13 protein-coding genes and 1 tRNA gene are annotated in these 15,559 nt (G+C 72.3%); all 14 read left to right on the forward strand.

Translation table 11 applies throughout. The features are described from left to right. The first annotated feature begins 5 nt into the window (after nt 1–5). The 14 genes from GB864_RS07145 to GB864_RS07210 all read left to right on the forward strand — a co-directional run bounded on the left by GB864_RS07145 (nt 6) and on the right by GB864_RS07210 (nt 15,452). Complete coding sequence (locus GB864_RS07145) at nt 6–698, forward strand: nucleoside triphosphate pyrophosphohydrolase (protein WP_160423700.1); 693 nt, start codon at nt 6–8, stop codon at nt 696–698. Between the two features lie 178 nt (nt 699–876). After that, a complete protein-coding gene (hisS, locus tag GB864_RS07150) occupies nt 877–2,136 on the forward strand; it encodes a histidine--tRNA ligase (protein WP_160423661.1) in 1,260 nt (419 codons plus the stop codon). A gap of 169 nt (nt 2,137–2,305) precedes the next feature. Continuing rightward, complete coding sequence (gene eno, locus GB864_RS07155) at nt 2,306–3,586, forward strand: phosphopyruvate hydratase (RefSeq protein ID WP_160423662.1); 1,281 nt, start codon at nt 2,306–2,308, stop codon at nt 3,584–3,586. Nucleotides 3,587–3,672: 86 nt separating this feature from the next. Continuing rightward, nucleotides 3,673–4,158 (forward strand): FtsB family cell division protein, encoded by a 486-nt coding sequence (locus GB864_RS07160; protein ID WP_160423663.1) that lies wholly within the window; start codon nt 3,673–3,675, stop codon nt 4,156–4,158. Nucleotides 4,159–4,169: 11 nt separating this feature from the next. Further along, nucleotides 4,170–4,703 (forward strand): DUF501 domain-containing protein, encoded by a 534-nt coding sequence (locus GB864_RS07165; RefSeq protein ID WP_160423664.1) that lies wholly within the window; start codon nt 4,170–4,172, stop codon nt 4,701–4,703. Beyond that, the gene (locus GB864_RS07170; RefSeq protein WP_160423665.1) at nt 4,700–6,025 is read left to right on the forward strand and encodes a S8 family serine peptidase; all 1,326 of its coding nucleotides are present in this window, start codon (nt 4,700–4,702) and stop codon (nt 6,023–6,025) included. The genes GB864_RS07165 and GB864_RS07170 overlap by 4 nt, the downstream gene beginning before the upstream one ends. Nucleotides 6,026–6,176: 151 nt before the next feature. Next, entirely contained in the window at nt 6,177–7,571 is a 1,395-nt protein-coding gene (locus tag GB864_RS07175; protein WP_160423666.1) for an FAD-dependent oxidoreductase, read from the forward strand. Nucleotides 7,572–7,623: 52 nt separating this feature from the next. Continuing rightward, nucleotides 7,624–7,697, forward strand: a tRNA-Leu gene (locus tag GB864_RS07180). Between the two features lie 311 nt (nt 7,698–8,008). Then, complete coding sequence (gene wecB, locus GB864_RS07185; RefSeq protein WP_160423667.1) at nt 8,009–9,355, forward strand: non-hydrolyzing UDP-N-acetylglucosamine 2-epimerase; 1,347 nt, start codon at nt 8,009–8,011, stop codon at nt 9,353–9,355. Beyond that, on the forward strand, nt 9,348–10,757 hold the full coding sequence (locus tag GB864_RS07190; protein ID WP_160423668.1) for a glycosyltransferase family 2 protein: 1,410 nt from the start codon (nt 9,348–9,350) through the stop codon (nt 10,755–10,757). Before wecB ends, GB864_RS07190 begins: the two co-directional genes overlap by 8 nt. A gap of 225 nt (nt 10,758–10,982) precedes the next feature. Then, the gene (locus GB864_RS07195; protein ID WP_236778955.1) at nt 10,983–11,573 is read left to right on the forward strand and encodes a TetR/AcrR family transcriptional regulator; all 591 of its coding nucleotides are present in this window, start codon (nt 10,983–10,985) and stop codon (nt 11,571–11,573) included. Further along, nucleotides 11,570–12,853, forward strand: coding sequence for an MFS transporter (locus GB864_RS07200; RefSeq protein ID WP_160423670.1), 1,284 nt, complete (start codon nt 11,570–11,572; stop codon nt 12,851–12,853). The genes GB864_RS07195 and GB864_RS07200 overlap by 4 nt, the downstream gene beginning before the upstream one ends. Nucleotides 12,854–12,855: 2 nt before the next feature. Beyond that, nucleotides 12,856–14,106, forward strand: a complete 1,251-nt coding sequence (locus tag GB864_RS18430) for an amino acid deaminase/aldolase (protein WP_160423702.1) — start codon at nt 12,856–12,858, stop codon at nt 14,104–14,106. Further along, the gene (locus GB864_RS07210) at nt 14,103–15,452 is read left to right on the forward strand and encodes a D-arabinono-1,4-lactone oxidase (RefSeq protein WP_336603907.1); all 1,350 of its coding nucleotides are present in this window, start codon (nt 14,103–14,105) and stop codon (nt 15,450–15,452) included. The genes GB864_RS18430 and GB864_RS07210 overlap by 4 nt, the downstream gene beginning before the upstream one ends. The last annotated feature ends 107 nt before the right edge of the window (nt 15,453–15,559 follow it).

The following is a 15,559-nucleotide window of genomic DNA, read 5'->3' on the forward strand; positions in this document are numbered from 1 at the left end:
TGCCCGTGGCGACCGGCGCCGAGCCCGGCGCCGTCGACGCCCGCCCGCGGCCGCTGCCCGCCCTGGCGGAGGTCGTGCGCACGGTCGCCGTGCTCCGCGGGCCGGGCGGCTGCCCGTGGGACGGCGAGCAGACCCACGCCTCGCTCGTGCGCTACCTCGTCGAGGAGTGCTTCGAGCTCGTCGAGGCGATCGAGTCGGGCGACCCCGAGGCGATGCTCGAGGAGCTCGGCGACGTGCTCTACCAGGTGCTCTTCCACGCCGACCTCGCCTCGGCGACGCCGGGCGCGGGCTTCGACGTCGACGACGTCGCCCGGCGCCTGAACGCCAAGCTCGTCTCGCGGCATCCGCACGTGTTCGGCGACCGCGAGGCGTCCAGTGCCGAGGAGGTCGTCGCGTTCTGGGACGACCTGAAGGCGGCAGAGAAGCCGCACCGCACGAGCATCCTCGACGGCGTGCCGATGGGGATGCCCGCGCTCGCGCTCGCCGACAAAGTGCTCGGCAAGGCGGCGAAGGCCGACGTGCACGTCGAGCCCGCCGCCGTGCCGGCGACCGAGGAGGCGCTCGGCGCCGAGCTCCTCGCGCTCGTCTCGGGCGCCCGCGAGGCCGGGCTCGACCCCGAGCGCGCGCTCCGCGCCGCGATCCGCGGCGTGACGGAGGCCGTGCGCGCCGCCGAGGGGGCGACACCGCCGGTCGAGTGACCGCTCCGTCGGTCGAGTAGCGCCGAAGGAGGTTGGTCGAGTAGCGACGAAGGAGCGTCTCGAGACCCGCCGCGCAGACCCTCCCGGGATCCGCGGCGGAGATCGCCCGGTCTCGAGACGCTCCGCTCCTCGACCGACGGACGCGGAGCAGCGCCCGCGGCCTGGAAGAATGGGGCGCATGCCCACCGTGACGCCCCCGCGCGGCATGCGCGACTTCCTCCCGGCCGAGAAGGCCCGCCGCGAGCACGCCCTCGGCCTCATCCGGGGCGTCTACCGCGCCCACGGGTTCGACGAGATCGAGACACCCGTGATGGAGGATGCGTCCCGGCTGCACGCCGGCCTCGGCGGCGACAACGAGAAGCTCGCGTTCGCGGTCATGAAGCGCGGGCTCGGCGAGGCCGACCTCGCCGCCGCCGCGGCCTCCGGCGACGCCCTCTCGCTCGCCGACCTCGGGCTGCGCTACGACCTCACGGTGCCGCTCGCCCGGTTCTACGCGAGCCACCAGGCCGCGCTCCCGCCGGTGTTCCGATCGATCCAGATCGCGCCGGTCTGGCGTGCCGAGCGCCCCCAGAAGGGCCGCTACCGCCAGTTCGTGCAGTGCGACATCGACATCATCGGCGAGGCCGGCCCCGTCGCCGAGCTCGAGCTCATGACGGCGACCCTCGACGTGCTCGCGGCCCTCGGCCTCGAGCGCACGGTCATCCGCCTGAACGACCGCCGCATCCTCGCGGGCATCCTCGGCTCGTGGGGCGTGCCCGAGGAGCTGCGCGAGCGCGCCCTCATCACGATCGACAAGCTCGACAAGATCGGGCCCGACGGCGTCGCGGCCGAGCTCGCCGAGCTCGGCGTGACGAAGGAGGGCGTGGCCGACGAGATCGTCGAGCTGCAGCGCGCCCACTGGGAGCTCGACCGCGGCATCGTGCCGCCCCCCGCCTGGCTCGACGGCGAGGCGTTCGCCGACCTCAAGGCCCTGCGCGACGCCCTGCCCGGCGGCACCGTCGAGTTCGACCCGACGCTCGTGCGCGGCATGGGCTACTACACGGGCACGATCTTCGAGATCGCCCACCCCGACTTCGGCTACTCGCTCGGCGGCGGCGGCCGCTACGACGGCATGATCGGCCGGTTCCTCGGCCGGGAGGTGCCCGCGTGCGGCTTCTCGATCGGCTTCGAGCGCATCGTCGACCTCATCGCCGCCGACGACGCGAGCGCCGGGCGCTCCGTCGTGCTCGTGCACGAGAAGGATGCCTCGCCCGAGCACGTCCTCGGGCTCAAGCGCGAACTCGTCGCCCAGGGCGTCCGCGTGCGCCTCGAGCACCGGGTCAAGAACTTCAAGGCGCTCCTCGAGCGCATCGAGGCCGACGGCTTCGACGAGTTCGCCAACGTGCGCGCCGATTCGACGCTCGAGACCCTCGAGTTCCGCCCGCTCGGCGGCGCCTGAGCCCCGCAGCCGGAGGCGATCCGGCCGAGGTTCGGAAGGATCCGGACGCATCCCGCCCGACGGCGGACGTTCACCGGCTCGCACCCGCATCGGCCCGGGCGGCGTCACTAGACTGACGAAAGGGCCCTTGGGGGGCGCCCGATCAATCGCCATCGCAGAGGAGATCACTGTGGCATCCATCGAAGCTGTCGGCGCACGCGAGATTCTGGACTCTCGCGGCAATCCCACGGTCGAGGTCGAGGTGCTCCTCGATGACGGCTCGCTCGCCCGTGCGGCCGTGCCCTCGGGAGCCTCCACCGGCGCCTTCGAGGCGTACGAGCTCCGTGACGGCGACGCGAAGCGCTACGGCGGCAAGGGCGTGCTCAAGGCCGTCGAGTCCGTCATCGACGACCTCGGCCCCGCGGTCGAAGACCTCGAGGCGAGCGACCAGCGCGTCGTCGACGCCGCCCTCATCGAGGCCGACGGCACCGAGAACAAGTCGCGCCTCGGCGCGAACGCCATCCTCGGCGTCTCGCTCGCGACGGCGAAGGCCGCGGCCGACTCGGCCGACCTGCCGCTGTTCCGCTACCTCGGCGGCCCGAACGCCCACACGCTGCCCGTGCCGATGATGAACATCATCAACGGCGGCGCGCACGCCGACACCGGCGTCGACATCCAGGAGTTCATGATCCTCCCGGTCGGCGCCGAGTCGTTCTCGGAGGCCCTCCAGTGGGGTGCCGAGACCTACCACGCGCTCAAGTCGCTGCTCAAGAAGAAGGGCCTCGCGACCGGCCTCGGCGACGAGGGCGGCTTCGCCCCCGAGTTCGCGCACAACCGCGCCGCGCTCGACTTCATCTCGGAGGCCGTCGAGTCCGCCGGCTTCAAGCTCGGCGTCGACTTCGGCCTCGGCCTCGACGTCGCCTCGACCGAGTTCTTCGCCGACGACGTCTACACGTTCGAGGGCAAGGCCCGCTCGGCGGCCGACATGATCGCCTACTACGAGGAGCTCGTCGCCGCGTACCCCCTCATCACCATCGAGGACCCGCTGGCCGAGGACGACTGGGAGAACTGGTCCGCCCTCACCGCCGCCATCGGCGACAAGGTGCAGCTCGTCGGCGACGACCTCTTCGTCACCAACCCGAAGCGCCTCGCCAAGGGTATCGAGACCAAGGCCGCGAACTCGATCCTCGTGAAGGTCAACCAGATCGGCACGCTCACCGAGACGCTCGACGCCGTGCGCGACGCGCACCGCGCCGGCTTCACCGCCGTGCTCTCGCACCGTTCGGGCGAGACCGAGGACACGACGATCGCCGACCTCGCCGTCGCGACCGACTGCGGTCAGATCAAGACGGGCGCGCCCGCCCGGAGCGACCGCGTCGCCAAGTACAATCAGCTGCTGAGGATCGAAGAGGAGCTCGGCGAGGCCGCGGTGTACGCGGGCCGCTCGGCGTTCCCCCGTTTCGGAGCCTGATTCCAGGACTCGGATGATGGGGGCGTGCCGGATGGCACGCCCCCATCGCCGTCTCGGGGGGACGAGACCGAACGGAGGAGGGTCCGATGGCAGCGCGCACGCGACCCGAACGACCGAACGGGCGAGGACCGGCGATGCTCGCGGGGTGGCTCGGCGGCATCCGCTTCTCGGGGTTCTCGCTCATCATGCTGCTGATCGCCGTGCTCGCGGTGACGGTCATCGCGCCGTCGGTGACCTCCCTCGTCTCGCAGCGCAGCCAGATCTCCGAGCTCCGCAGCGAGGTCGCCGACCAGCGCGCCGACGTCGCGGAGGTCGAGGCGCAGCAGGAGCGCTGGAGCGACGAGACCTTCGTGCGTGCCCAGGCCCGCGAACGCCTCTTCTACGTCATGCCCGGCGAGACGAGCTTCCTCGTCATCGACGACCGGCCCGGCGCCGGCGCCGCGGACACGACCGCACCGGTCTCGACCGAGATCCAGCGCGACCAGACCGATTGGATGGGCTCCCTCCTCGCCTCGCTCGTCGCGGCCGGCAACGAGCCCGCCCCTGCTTCCGACCCCGCACCCGCACCCTGAGGAACGACACCGTGACCCGACCGCCCTTCCCGCCCGTCGCCGAGCGCGATCTCGAGATCGTCGCCAAGCAGCTCGGTCGCCCGGTTCGCGACGTCGTCGGCATCGCCGCACGCTGCGTCTGCGGCAACCCGACCGTCATCTCCACGAAGCCGCGGCTGGCGGACGGCACGCCGTTCCCGACCTTCTACTACCTGACGCATCCGGCTGCGACGGCCGCGATGTCGTTCCTCGAGGCCTCCCAGCTCATGGTCGAGTGCAACGAGCGGCTCGCGATCGACCCGGAGGTCGCCGCGCAGTACCTCGCGGCACACGAGCAGTTCCTCGCCGACCGGGAGCAGTTCGGGCACGTCGACGAGATCGACGGCATCTCGGCCGGCGGGATGCCGACGCGCGTGAAGTGCCTGCACGCCGTCTCGGCGCACGCGCTGGCGGCCGGACCGGGCGTGAACCCCTTCGGCGACCTCGCGCTGGAGCGCTCCACGTGGAGCCCGGACGTGTGCCAGTGCGCCGACTACGGCATCGACGGGGAGCCGGGCGGCGCATGACCCGCGGGCGCTCGGATGCTCCGCGCGGCGCGCGTGCGCGCTCGCGGGGATCGGAGCGCCGACTGCGACGCGGTGCCGGCTTCGTCGCGGCGCTCGCCGCGGTCGCCGGCGTGCTCACCGGCGCCGCGCCAGCGCATGCCGACACGGTGCGCGACGCGCAGTACTGGTTGGACGGCTACGGCTACACGACCGCGTGGAACACCTCGCGCGGCAAGGGCGTGACGGTCGCGGTGATCGACACGGGCGTCGACGGGTCGGTCGCCGAGCTCGAGGGCGTCGTCGTCGGCGGCTCGGACCCCTCGGGCGTCGGAGCGCCCGACGGCCAGACGCCTGTCGGCTCCGCGGACGACAAGGGCCACGGCACCATGGTGGCCTCGCTCCTCGCAGGTCGCGGGACGGGCCCGGATTCCGGAGTGCTCGGCGTCGCGCCCGAGGCGGAGCTGCTCTCGATCTCGGTCGCCTTCGGCGCCGACACCGGATCGACGGTCTCCAACGACGACCAGATCGCCGAGGCCGTGCGCTGGGCGGTCGACCAGGGCGCCGACGTCATCAACATGTCGCTCACCCGCAACACCCTGAGCTGGCCGGAGAGCTGGGACGACGCGTTCATGTACGCGTTCGAGCACGACGTCGTCGTGGTGGCGGCGGCCGGCAACCGCGCCGGCGGCACGACCGAGGTCGGCGCACCCGCGACGATCCCCGGCGTCCTCACGGTCGGCGGCGTCGACCGCGACCAGAACGCGAGCTTCGACGCGAGCTCGCAGGGCATCACGATCTCCGTCGCGGCGCCCTCCGAAGACCTGGTGGGCGTCGCCCCCGGCGGCGGGTACTACATCTGGGACGGCACGAGCGCGGCGACGCCGCTGGTCTCCGGGCTCGTGGCCCTCGTGCGCGCCGCGCACCCCGAACTCGACGCGGGCAACGTCATCAACCGCATCACCGAGACGGCCGACCCCAAGGGCGAGCAGGTGCCGAGCCCGCTCTACGGGTACGGACTCATCGACCCGGCCGAGGCGGTGAACGCCGTCGTCCCGCTCGTCGACACCGATCCCGCGGCGCAGCTCGCGGAGTGGATCCGCATCAACCGCCGTGCGGACTCGCCGGACTCGGGCACCCCGGAGTCGGAGGAGGCGATCGTGCCGGCCCCCGATCCGCCGCTCCCGCAGGCCGACGCGGGGCCCAGCATCCTGCCGACGCCGTGGACGCTCGCCTACATCACCCTGCCGCTCGCGCTCGTCGCGGTCTTCGGGTCGCTCGCGGTCCTCATCGGCGTCGGGGCGACGCGCGATCTCCGCCGCCGATCGCAGCCGCCCCCGCCCTGACGGGTGCGCTGCCGGGCGCCCGGGCCGGGGACTCCCAGGGGTTTGGTAGACTGAGGGTTGCTGTTGGGCATAGGCGCCATGCGGCAGCTGGCACGGGCGGTCTTCCCATCCGCCCGTCTTCGCTTCGAACCCTCGAAGGAGTTATCTCAACGTGCCCAAGATCCTGATCGTCGGCGGCGGCTATGCGGGCTTTTACACCGCGTGGAAGCTCGAGAAGTGGCTGCGCTCCGGCGAAGCCGAGGTGACGGTCGTCGACCCGCTGCCGTACCTGACCTACCAGCCCTTCCTCCCCGAGGTCGCGGCAGGCTCCATCGAGGCGCGCCACACCGTCGTGTCCCAGCGACGCCACCTCAAGAAGTCCACCGTGCTGCAGGCGAAGGTCACCGGCATCGACCACGCGTCGAAGACCGCGACCATCACGCCGCCCGTGGGCGAGCCGTACCAGTTCGAGTACGACCAGATCGTCGTCACCGGCGGCGCCGTCTCGCGCACGTTCCCGATCCCGGGCATCGCCGAGAACGCCTACGGACTGAAGACCGTCGAAGAGGCCGTGGCGATCCGCGACCGCCTCCTCACGAACTTCGACAAGGCGTCGCAGCTCCCGGCCGGTCCCGAGCGCGACCGCCTCCTCACCGTCACGGTCGTCGGCGGCGGCTTCGCCGGCATCGAGGTCTTCGCCGAGCTGCGCTCCTACGCGAGCTCGCTGCTGAAGTACTACCCGACGCTGACGTTCGACGACACGCACTTCCACCTCATCGAGGCGATGGGCCGCATCATGCCCGAGGTGTCGCTCGAGACGAGCCACTGGGTCATCAAGCACCTCGCCCAGCGCGGCGGCGAGATCCACCTCGACACGCAGCTCAAGAGCGCGCTCGACGGCAAGATCGAGCTCTCGACGGGCGAGACCTTCGAGTCCGACCTCATCGTCTGGACCGCGGGCGTCATGGCCAACCCGGCCGTCGTGCGCGGCAGCGACCTGCCGGTCGAGGAGCGCGGCCGCATCAAGACCCGCGCCGACCTCCGCGTCGGCGACGAGGACGAGATCGTCGAGGGCGCTTGGGCGGCCGGCGACATCTCGGCCGTCCCCGACCTCTCGGGCGGCGGCGTCGGCGGCTACTGCGTGCCGAACGCGCAGCACGCCGTGCGCCAGGGCAAGCTCCTCGCGAAGAACATCGTCGCGGTCCTCCGCGGCGAGGAGCCGAAGCAGTACCTGCACAAGAACATGGGTGCGGTCGCCGGCCTCGGCGTCGGTTCCGGCGTGTTCCAGTCGGGCAAGCTCTCGCTCAAGGGCTTCGTCGCCTGGGTCGCCCACCGCGGCTACCACGGCCTCGCGATCCCCACGTGGGAGCGCAAGTGGCGCGTGTTCTGGGGCTGGTGGAACAACTTCGCTCTCGACCGCGACATCGTCTCGGTGCAGGCCGTCCAGCACCCGCGCGCGGCGTTCGAGGAGTTCGCCTCGCGTCCGAAGCCCCCGGCCCCCGCGGCCGAGCCGGCTGCGGCTCCGGCCGTGTCGGCCGCCGCGCCCGCCGAGGCTGCGGCCAAGTAAGACCGGCACTAGCCTTTCCCGCGGCGCCGTCCTCCTCGGAGGGCGGCGCCGCGCTCCCGTAGCCCAATCGGCAGAGGCAGGCGGCTTAAACCCGCCAGAGTCTGGGTTCGAATCCCAGCGGGAGCACCGACGCACGGGGCCCGGGGTTCATCAGGTAGCGCGTCAGGAAGAACGTCACGCCGAGCAGGGCGAAGCGTTCGCGGATGCGGTGCTCGCGCTCGCGCAGCAGCTCGAGCGCCGCGGTCGAGCGGCCCGCGAGGTCGCGGAGCTGACGGGCAACGAGATCACCGTCATCCGCGAGGGGCACCGCCGACCCGGTTCGACCGCGACGCAACTGGCCGAGGCCGGGCGGGTCGAGGCTGGTCGAACATCGGAGGGCACGTGCCCGCGTGAAGCCCCGGTCGCGGCCGAATGGGCGCTCGGACTAGGGTGACCGCATGGGGGACGTGCGGGGGACACGGCCGGTCAGCACGCTGTTCGTCATCGGGACGCGGCCGGAAGCGATCAAGGTGCTGCCCGTGATCCTGGAGCTCGTGCGGCGGCGACGCTACGACGTGCGCATCGTCTCCACCGGCCAGCATCCGGAACTCGTCGCCGAGGTGCTCGCGCTCGGCGGGCTGAAACCCGACTTCACGCTGCCGAGCTCCGGACCGAACCGCACGCTCAGCCGGCTCTTCGCCGACGTGATGCTCGGCCTCACCGATGTCCTGGGCTCGTTCGGCCCGCCGACGCCGACGGTGCACGGCACCCCGCCGCCGGGGACGCCCGCCTCGGTGTTCGTGCACGGCGACACGACGAGCGCGGCGGCGGCCGCACTGGCCGCGTTCCACTACGCCGTGCCCGTCGTGCACATCGAGGCGGGCCTGCGCACGTCCAACACCCTCTCGCCCTTCCCGGAGGAGCTGAATCGGCAGCTGATCTCCCGGATCGCCGCGCTGCACTTCGCGCCGACGTTCCGGAACAAGGAGAACCTGACCCGCGAGGGCATCGAGGGCGGCCGCGTGTTCGTCTCGGGCAACACGGCGATCGACGCCCTCCTCTTCGCGAGCTCGCTCGACGTGCCGTACGAGGATCCGCAACTCGCGGACCTCGACGACGATCCTCGCCGCGTCGTGGTCGTGACCGCGCATCGTCGGGAGAACTGGGGGGAGCCGATCGAGCGCATCGCCGAGAGCATCGCCGAGCTGGCCAAGGCACGTCCGCTGGTGCGATTCGTCGTGGCGATGCATCCCAATCCGGCGGTGCAGCAGGTGATCCGGGGGAAGCTCGACCACCTCGACAACGTCTCGGTCGTCGGGCCGATGGGCTACGTGAGCTTCGCGCGCCTGCTGCGCCGGTCGTGGTTGGTGATGACCGACTCCGGGGGCATCCAGGAGGAGGCGCCGGCGCTCGGCAAGCCGGTGATCCTCCTCCGTGAGACCACCGAACGCCAGGAGGGCGTCGACGCCGGCACCGTGCTGCTCGTCGGCAGCGACTCGGCGAAGATCCTCCAGACGACGCGGGAGCTGCTCGACGATCCGCGGGAGTACGCCCGCCGTGCCGCGCTCGTCGACCCGTACGGCGACGGGCAGGCGGCGCGGCGCATCATCGACGCCTGCGAGCACGTGCTCTTCGACACCCCGGAGCCGGCGCAGTTCGGCGGCGCGCTCGACCGACTCGCGGTGCTGCGCGCGGGCGGGTACACCGAGGACCCGAAGGACTTCCGCGATCCGGACACCTCGTGGGACGTCGCGACCGGCACGGTCGAGGTCCAGGATCCCTTCATCCATTCGTCGAATGGGTGAGCCTGCCGGCGACTGGGGCGATCTCTACGCCGGCGTCCCGCTCGGGTTCCAGATCCTCTTCTGGATCCTGCTCGTCGTCGCGGTGAGCTCCTTCGTCTCGATCATCACGCTCGCCGTCGCGGGGCGGCGATACCGGCGACCCGTCTCGGGACGGCACGCCGCGCCCCCCGATCCCGAGCAGCCCGGGGAGGACGACTACCTCTGGGTCTTCCTCGTGCCCGCGTTGAACGAGGAGGTCACGATCGCCGACAGCGTCTCGCGTCTGGCGGCGACGCGGGCGACGCACCGGCGGATCCTCGTGATCGACGACGGCTCGGAAGACCGGACTCCGGAGATCCTCGCGGGGCTCGACGAACCGGGGCTGCGCGTGCTCACGCGGCGCGCGCCCGAGGCTCGGGTCGGCAAGGGCGCGGCGTTGAACGACGCCTACCGTCAGGTCGAACGGATGCTGGCGGAGCCCGAGTACGCGGGCTGGTCGTCGGAACGGGTCGTCGTCGGGATCGTCGACGCCGACGGCCGGCTCGACCCCGACGCGCCCGCGGCGGTCGCCCGGCGCCTCGCCGATCCCTCGGTCGGCGGAGTGCAACTCCTCGTGCGCATCTACAACCGGCACGGCTTCCTCACTTGGGCGCAGGACGTCGAGTTCGGCTCGTTCGGGCTCGTCTACCAGGCGGGTCGAGCGGCGTGGGGAACGGCCAACATGGGCGGAAACGGCCAGTTCAACCGCCTCAGCGCCCTCGAGGCGATCGACGTCGACGGGGGACCGTGGCGCGACCGGCTGACCGAGGACCAGGACCTCGGCGTTCGCATGGTGCAGTCGGGCTGGCGCGGCTCGCACTCCAACGAAGCGTCGATCCACCAGCAGGGCGTGCCGGGCCTGCGCCGGCTCTACCGGCAGCGCACCCGCTGGGCGCAGGGCGGCTGGCAGTCGATCGCGCTCCTCGCCGGAGTCGGCCGCACCGGCGGTCCGCTCGTCGGCCGCATCGACGCCGTGTACTACCTCCTGACGCCCGTGCTGCAGCTCGCCGCGGGGCTCGGATTCGCCGCGGCGATCGTGCTCGCGGTGTGGGGCGAGGTGCCGATCGTTCCGGCGAGCACGCTCCTCGTGCTCTGCTTCCTCGTGCTCGGGTTCGGCCCGGGGCTCATCACGCTGGTGCTGCGCGGCCGCGGTCCGGGCGGCAAGCTGTCGGCCGTCGTCGCGGTCGTGCCGTACACCGTCTACAGCTGGCTCGTCTTCCCGGTGGTCCTGATCTCGCTGGGCCGGCAGGTCGTGGGTCGCACGAGCTGGCGCAAGACCGATCGCGTGGCGATCGAGACCCATCAGGATGCCGACCCGCCGTCGGGCGGGCCGGGTTCGCAGGAACCGGGCCGAGCCGGCCCCGGGGGTTCCGCCGGGTCGTGACGCTCGCGACGTCCCTGCCCGACCTGCCGGTCTGCATCGCGTCGCCGGCGACCGTGCGCGGGCGGCCGGACCTCCGGTCGAGGAGCATGGAACGTCGACGTGTTCCGCCCAGGCGACAGTTCGGCCGGGGGTCTTCCGTTCGCGGGCGCGGACGTGCATACTGTCCGAACTGGGACGACCGTCCCAGTCTCGCCTCACCCGTCCCCAGAGGTTCCCGTGTCACGAATGCCCGTCGCCGAGCGCCGAGCGGCGCTCATCGCGGCGGCCGAACGCGTCATCGTGCAGAGCGGCGTCGGCGAGGCCTCCGTGCGACGCATCGTCGCCGAGGCCGGCATGTCGCTCGCGAGCTTCCACTACGCGTTCGAGTCGCGCGAGGCCCTCTTCGAGGAGCTCATCGGCGGCGTCGTCGCCGGGGAGCAGGAGGCCCTGCTGGCCGAGTTCGTCGTCGGCGACGGCGACCTGCGGGCGACCGTCGACGCGGGCTTCGCGCGCTACCTCGAACACCTCCGGGGCAAGCCCGAGCGCGAGCTCGCGATGCTCGAGCTCACCTGGTACGCACTGCGCACCCCCGAGCACGCCGACCTCGCCCGACGTCAGTACGCCCGGTACACGGCGCTCGCCGCCGCCCTGCTGGAGCGCACCGCGGCCGGCCTCGGCGTGCGCTGGGCCGAACCCGCCGAGCAGATCGCGAAGCTGCTCGTCGTCTTCACCGACGGGATCACCGTCGGCTGGCTCGTGCACCGCGACGACGAGGCGGCGGCCTTCGCCGCACGCGCCGCGGCCGACACCATCTCGAGAATGGCGGAACCCCGATGAGCGCACCCGACGCCCCGACCGCGCTGCCGAGCACCGCGTCCGTCCACGCCTTCGCCGAACCGACCGAGCGAGTCCGGGCCAGCTGGGTCGGCGCGTTCGCGACGGCCTGGCTCGGCATCTGGATGGCCCAGCTCACGCCCGTTCAGCTCCTGCTGCCCGCGCAGATCGACGCGACGCTCCACCCGACCGACTGGGTCGACTCGGTCGTCTCGTTCGGCATCATCTCGGGCATCTCCGCGGTGTTCGTGATCATCGTCTACCCGCTCACGGGGGCGCTCAGCGATCGCACCGACTCGCGCTTCGGCCGCCGTCGCCCCTGGATCGCCGGCGGCTCCCTGCTGTTCGCCGCCTCGCTCATCGCCCTCGGCAACGCGAGCGACATCATCGCGATCGGCGCGTTCTGGTCGCTCGCGATGATCGGCTTCTGCGTCATGACCGCGGCGCTCACCGCGACGATCTCCGACCGCGTGCCCGTCGGCCAGCGCGGGTTCGTCTCCGGGTGGATGTCCGCGCCGCAGGCCGTGGGCATCATCGTCGGGCTCCTGCTCGTGACCGAGGTCTTCACCGACCGCGCGGTCGGCTACCTCGTCGTCGCGATCGGCGTCGTGGTGCTCGCCGTGCCCTTCCTGCTGCAGCCCGAGGAGCGGCTCGGCGCCGCCGGGCACGCGAAGCTCAGTGCACGGGGCATCCTCGGCACGCTCTGGATCTCGCCGCGCCGGCATCCCGATTTCGCGTGGACCCTGACCGGTCGCATCCTCGTCTCGGTCGGCAACGCACTCGGCACGAGCCTGCTGCTCTACTTCCTGATGTTCGGGCTGAACGACCCGAATGCCGAGGACGACCTCGTGCTGCTCTCGCTCGTCTACATGGTGTTCGTCATCATCGCCTCGCTCGTCGGCGGCCGCTTGAGCGACCGGCTCGGGCGCCGCAAGGCGTTCGTGTTCGTGGCCTCGGCCATCCAGACCGTCGCGGCCCTGCTGCTGGCGCTCTTCCCCGACTTCACCGTCGCCCTCGTCGCGGCCGGCCTCCTCGGGCTCGGCTACGGCTGCTTCCTCTCCGTCGACCAGGCGCTCGCCACGCAGGTGCTGCCCGACCCCGCCTCGCGCGGCAAGGATCTCGGCATCATGAACATCGCCTCGGCCGTGCCGCAGGCCCTCGGCCCGCTGCTCGGCGCCGCGTTCGTGTTCCTCGTCGACGGATTCACCCTGTTGTTCATCGCCTCGGCCGTGTTCGCGTTCCTCGGCGCACTGGCCGTCTCCCGAGTCCGGAGCGTCCGTTGACCCTGAAGACCCTCGACCTCTCCACCCCGGCGGATGCCTCCCGCGCCGAGCCGTGGCTCGATGCGGAGCGCTACTGGTCCGGGCTCGACGCCGCGACCCGCCATCTCGACGCGCCCGTCGGCGCGCTCCACCTCGGCGCGCTCCGCCACAACGCCGCCGACATGCTCCGGCGCGCGGGCGGCAAGCCGATCCGCGTGGCCTCCAAGTCGATCCGGGTCCGTGCGGCGATCGACGCCCTGCTCGCCCTCGACGGCTACGCGGGCGTGCTCGCCTACACGCTGACCGAGGCGATCCACCTCGTCCGGCACGGGGTCGAGGATGCCGTGGTCGGCTACCCGAGCGTCGACCGCGGCGCCCTGCGCACGCTCGCGACCGACCCCGAGCTCGCCCGCAAGATCACCCTCATGGTCGACTCGCCCGAGCAGCTCGACGTCGTCGACGCCGTCCTCGCGCCCGGCTCCCGCGAGGAGATCCGCGTCTGCCTCGAACTGGACGCCTCCTGGAAGGCGCCCGTGCTCGGCCACCTCGGCGTCTGGCGCTCGCCGCTGCACGAGGCCGACGAGGCCGCCGTCTTCGCGCAGTACGTCGAACGCCGTCCCGGGTTCCGTCTCGTCGGCGTCATGTCCTACGAGGCCCAGATCGCGGGCCTCACCAACCGGCCGAAGGGCAAGCCGATCGACGGCGTCGTCAACCGCTGGATGCAGTCGCAGTCGATGCCCGAGCTCGTCGAGCGGCGCGGCCGCGCCGTCGAGGCGATCCGTCGCGTCGTCGATCTCGAGTTCGTCAACGGTGGCGGCACGGGCTCGCTCGAGGCCACGAGCGCCGACCCGAGCGTCACCGAGATCGCCGCGGGCTCCGGCCTCTTCGGCGGCCACCTCTTCGACGGCTACGCCCACTTCACGCCCGCGCCCGCGGCGGCGTTCGCCCTCGACGTCGTGCGCAAGCCCGCGCCCGACCGCGCGACCATCCTCGGCGGCGGCTGGATCGCCTCCGGCCCGCCCGCGCCCGACCGGCTCCCGATGCCGGTCTGGCCCGCCGGACTGTCGTACGTCGGCCGCGAGGCCGCCGGCGAGGTGCAGTCGCCGATGACGGGTCGGGCGGCCGTGCGGCTCGGCGCGGGCGACCGCGTCTGGTTCCGGCACACCAAGTCGGGCGAGCTCTCCGAACACCTCAACGCCTTCGCCGTCGTCGACGACGGTGCGGTCGTCGACGAAGTCCCCACCTACCGGGGAGAAGGACAGGTCTTCCTGTGACCCAGACCGCACCCCGCACCGCCTCGCCGTCCGGCCCGCATCGTCCGGGCGTGTGGCGCAACTGGAGCCGGCTCGAGCGCGTCGAGTCGCTCCGGCTCGAGCGTCCCCGCGACGCCGACGAGGTGCAGGCCGTCGTCGCCCGCGCCCTCGAGGAGGGCCGCCGGGTCAAGGCCGTCGGCGCGGGCCACTCGTTCACGGGCGCGGCCGTCGCGCCCGACATCCGCGTCGAGGTCGACGCCCTCTCGGGCATCCTCGCCGTCGACGAGGCCGCAGGCCGGGTCGCGTTCGGCGCGGGCACGCACCTCTACGACCTGCCCGCCCTCCTCGAGCCGACCGGCCTCGCCCTGCAGAACATGGGCGACATCGATCAGCAGACGATCGCGGGCGCGACCTCGACCGGCACGCACGGCACCGGCATCGGCTTCGGCGGCATCGGCACGCAGATCGTCGCCGCGAAGCTCGTCACCGGCACGGGCGACGTGCTGAGCGTCAGCGAGACCGAGCGGCCCGAACTGCTGCCCGCCGTGCGCCTCGGCGTCGGCGCGCTCGGCATCCTGACCGAGGTGACGCTGCAGCTCGTGCCGCGGTACCTGCTGCAGGCCGTCGAGCGGCCCGAGCCCCTCGGCGCCGTCCTCGACGGCTGGGACGAGCGCGTCCGCGCCGCCGACCACTTCGAGTTCTACTGGCATCCGCACACCGACACGGCGATGACGAAGACGAACACCCGGCTCCCGTGGGACGCCGAGCGCGCCCCGCTCGGCCGATTCGGCCGCTGGCTCGACGACGAGCTGCTCGCGAACGGCGTCTTCCGCGCCGCGTGCGCGACCGGCAAGGTCGTGCCCGGGATCATCCCGGGGTTCAACCGGCTCGTCGAGAAGGTCTCGGGTCACCGCGACTTCACGGATGCCTCCCCGAAGGTGTTCACGACGAACCGCACCGTGCGGTTCCGCGAGATGGAGTACGCGATCCCGTTCGCCGAGGTCCCGATGGCGCTGCGCGAGATCCAGGCGCTCATCGAGCGCAAGCGCTGGCGCGTCTCGTTCCCGATCGAGGTGCGCGCGGCCGCCGCCGACGAGAACTGGCTCTCGACCGCCCACGGGCGCGAGACGGGCTACCTCGCGGTGCACCGCTACTTCCGCGAGGACCACCGCGAGTACTTCGCGGCCGTCGAATCGATCCTGCGCGGCCACGACGGCCGCCCGCACTGGGGCAAGCTGCACACGCGCACCGCCGACGATCTGCGTCCGACGTATGCGCACTTCGACGACTTCCTCGCCGTGCGCGACGAACTCGACCCGGCCCGCGTGTTCGCCAACCCCTACACCGAGCGCGTCTTCGGACGCTGACGTCCCGCCTCCGCGCTCATCAGGGCGAATATCGACCCGTGGACGGCGCCGTGTCACGGACCCGCGCGCAACGCGCCCGGCGCCGCCCGGGGGCGCCTCGAGGGCTC

The organism is Agromyces seonyuensis (assembly GCF_009789225.1).
In the GTDB taxonomy this organism is placed as follows: domain Bacteria; phylum Actinomycetota; class Actinomycetes; order Actinomycetales; family Microbacteriaceae; genus Agromyces; species Agromyces seonyuensis.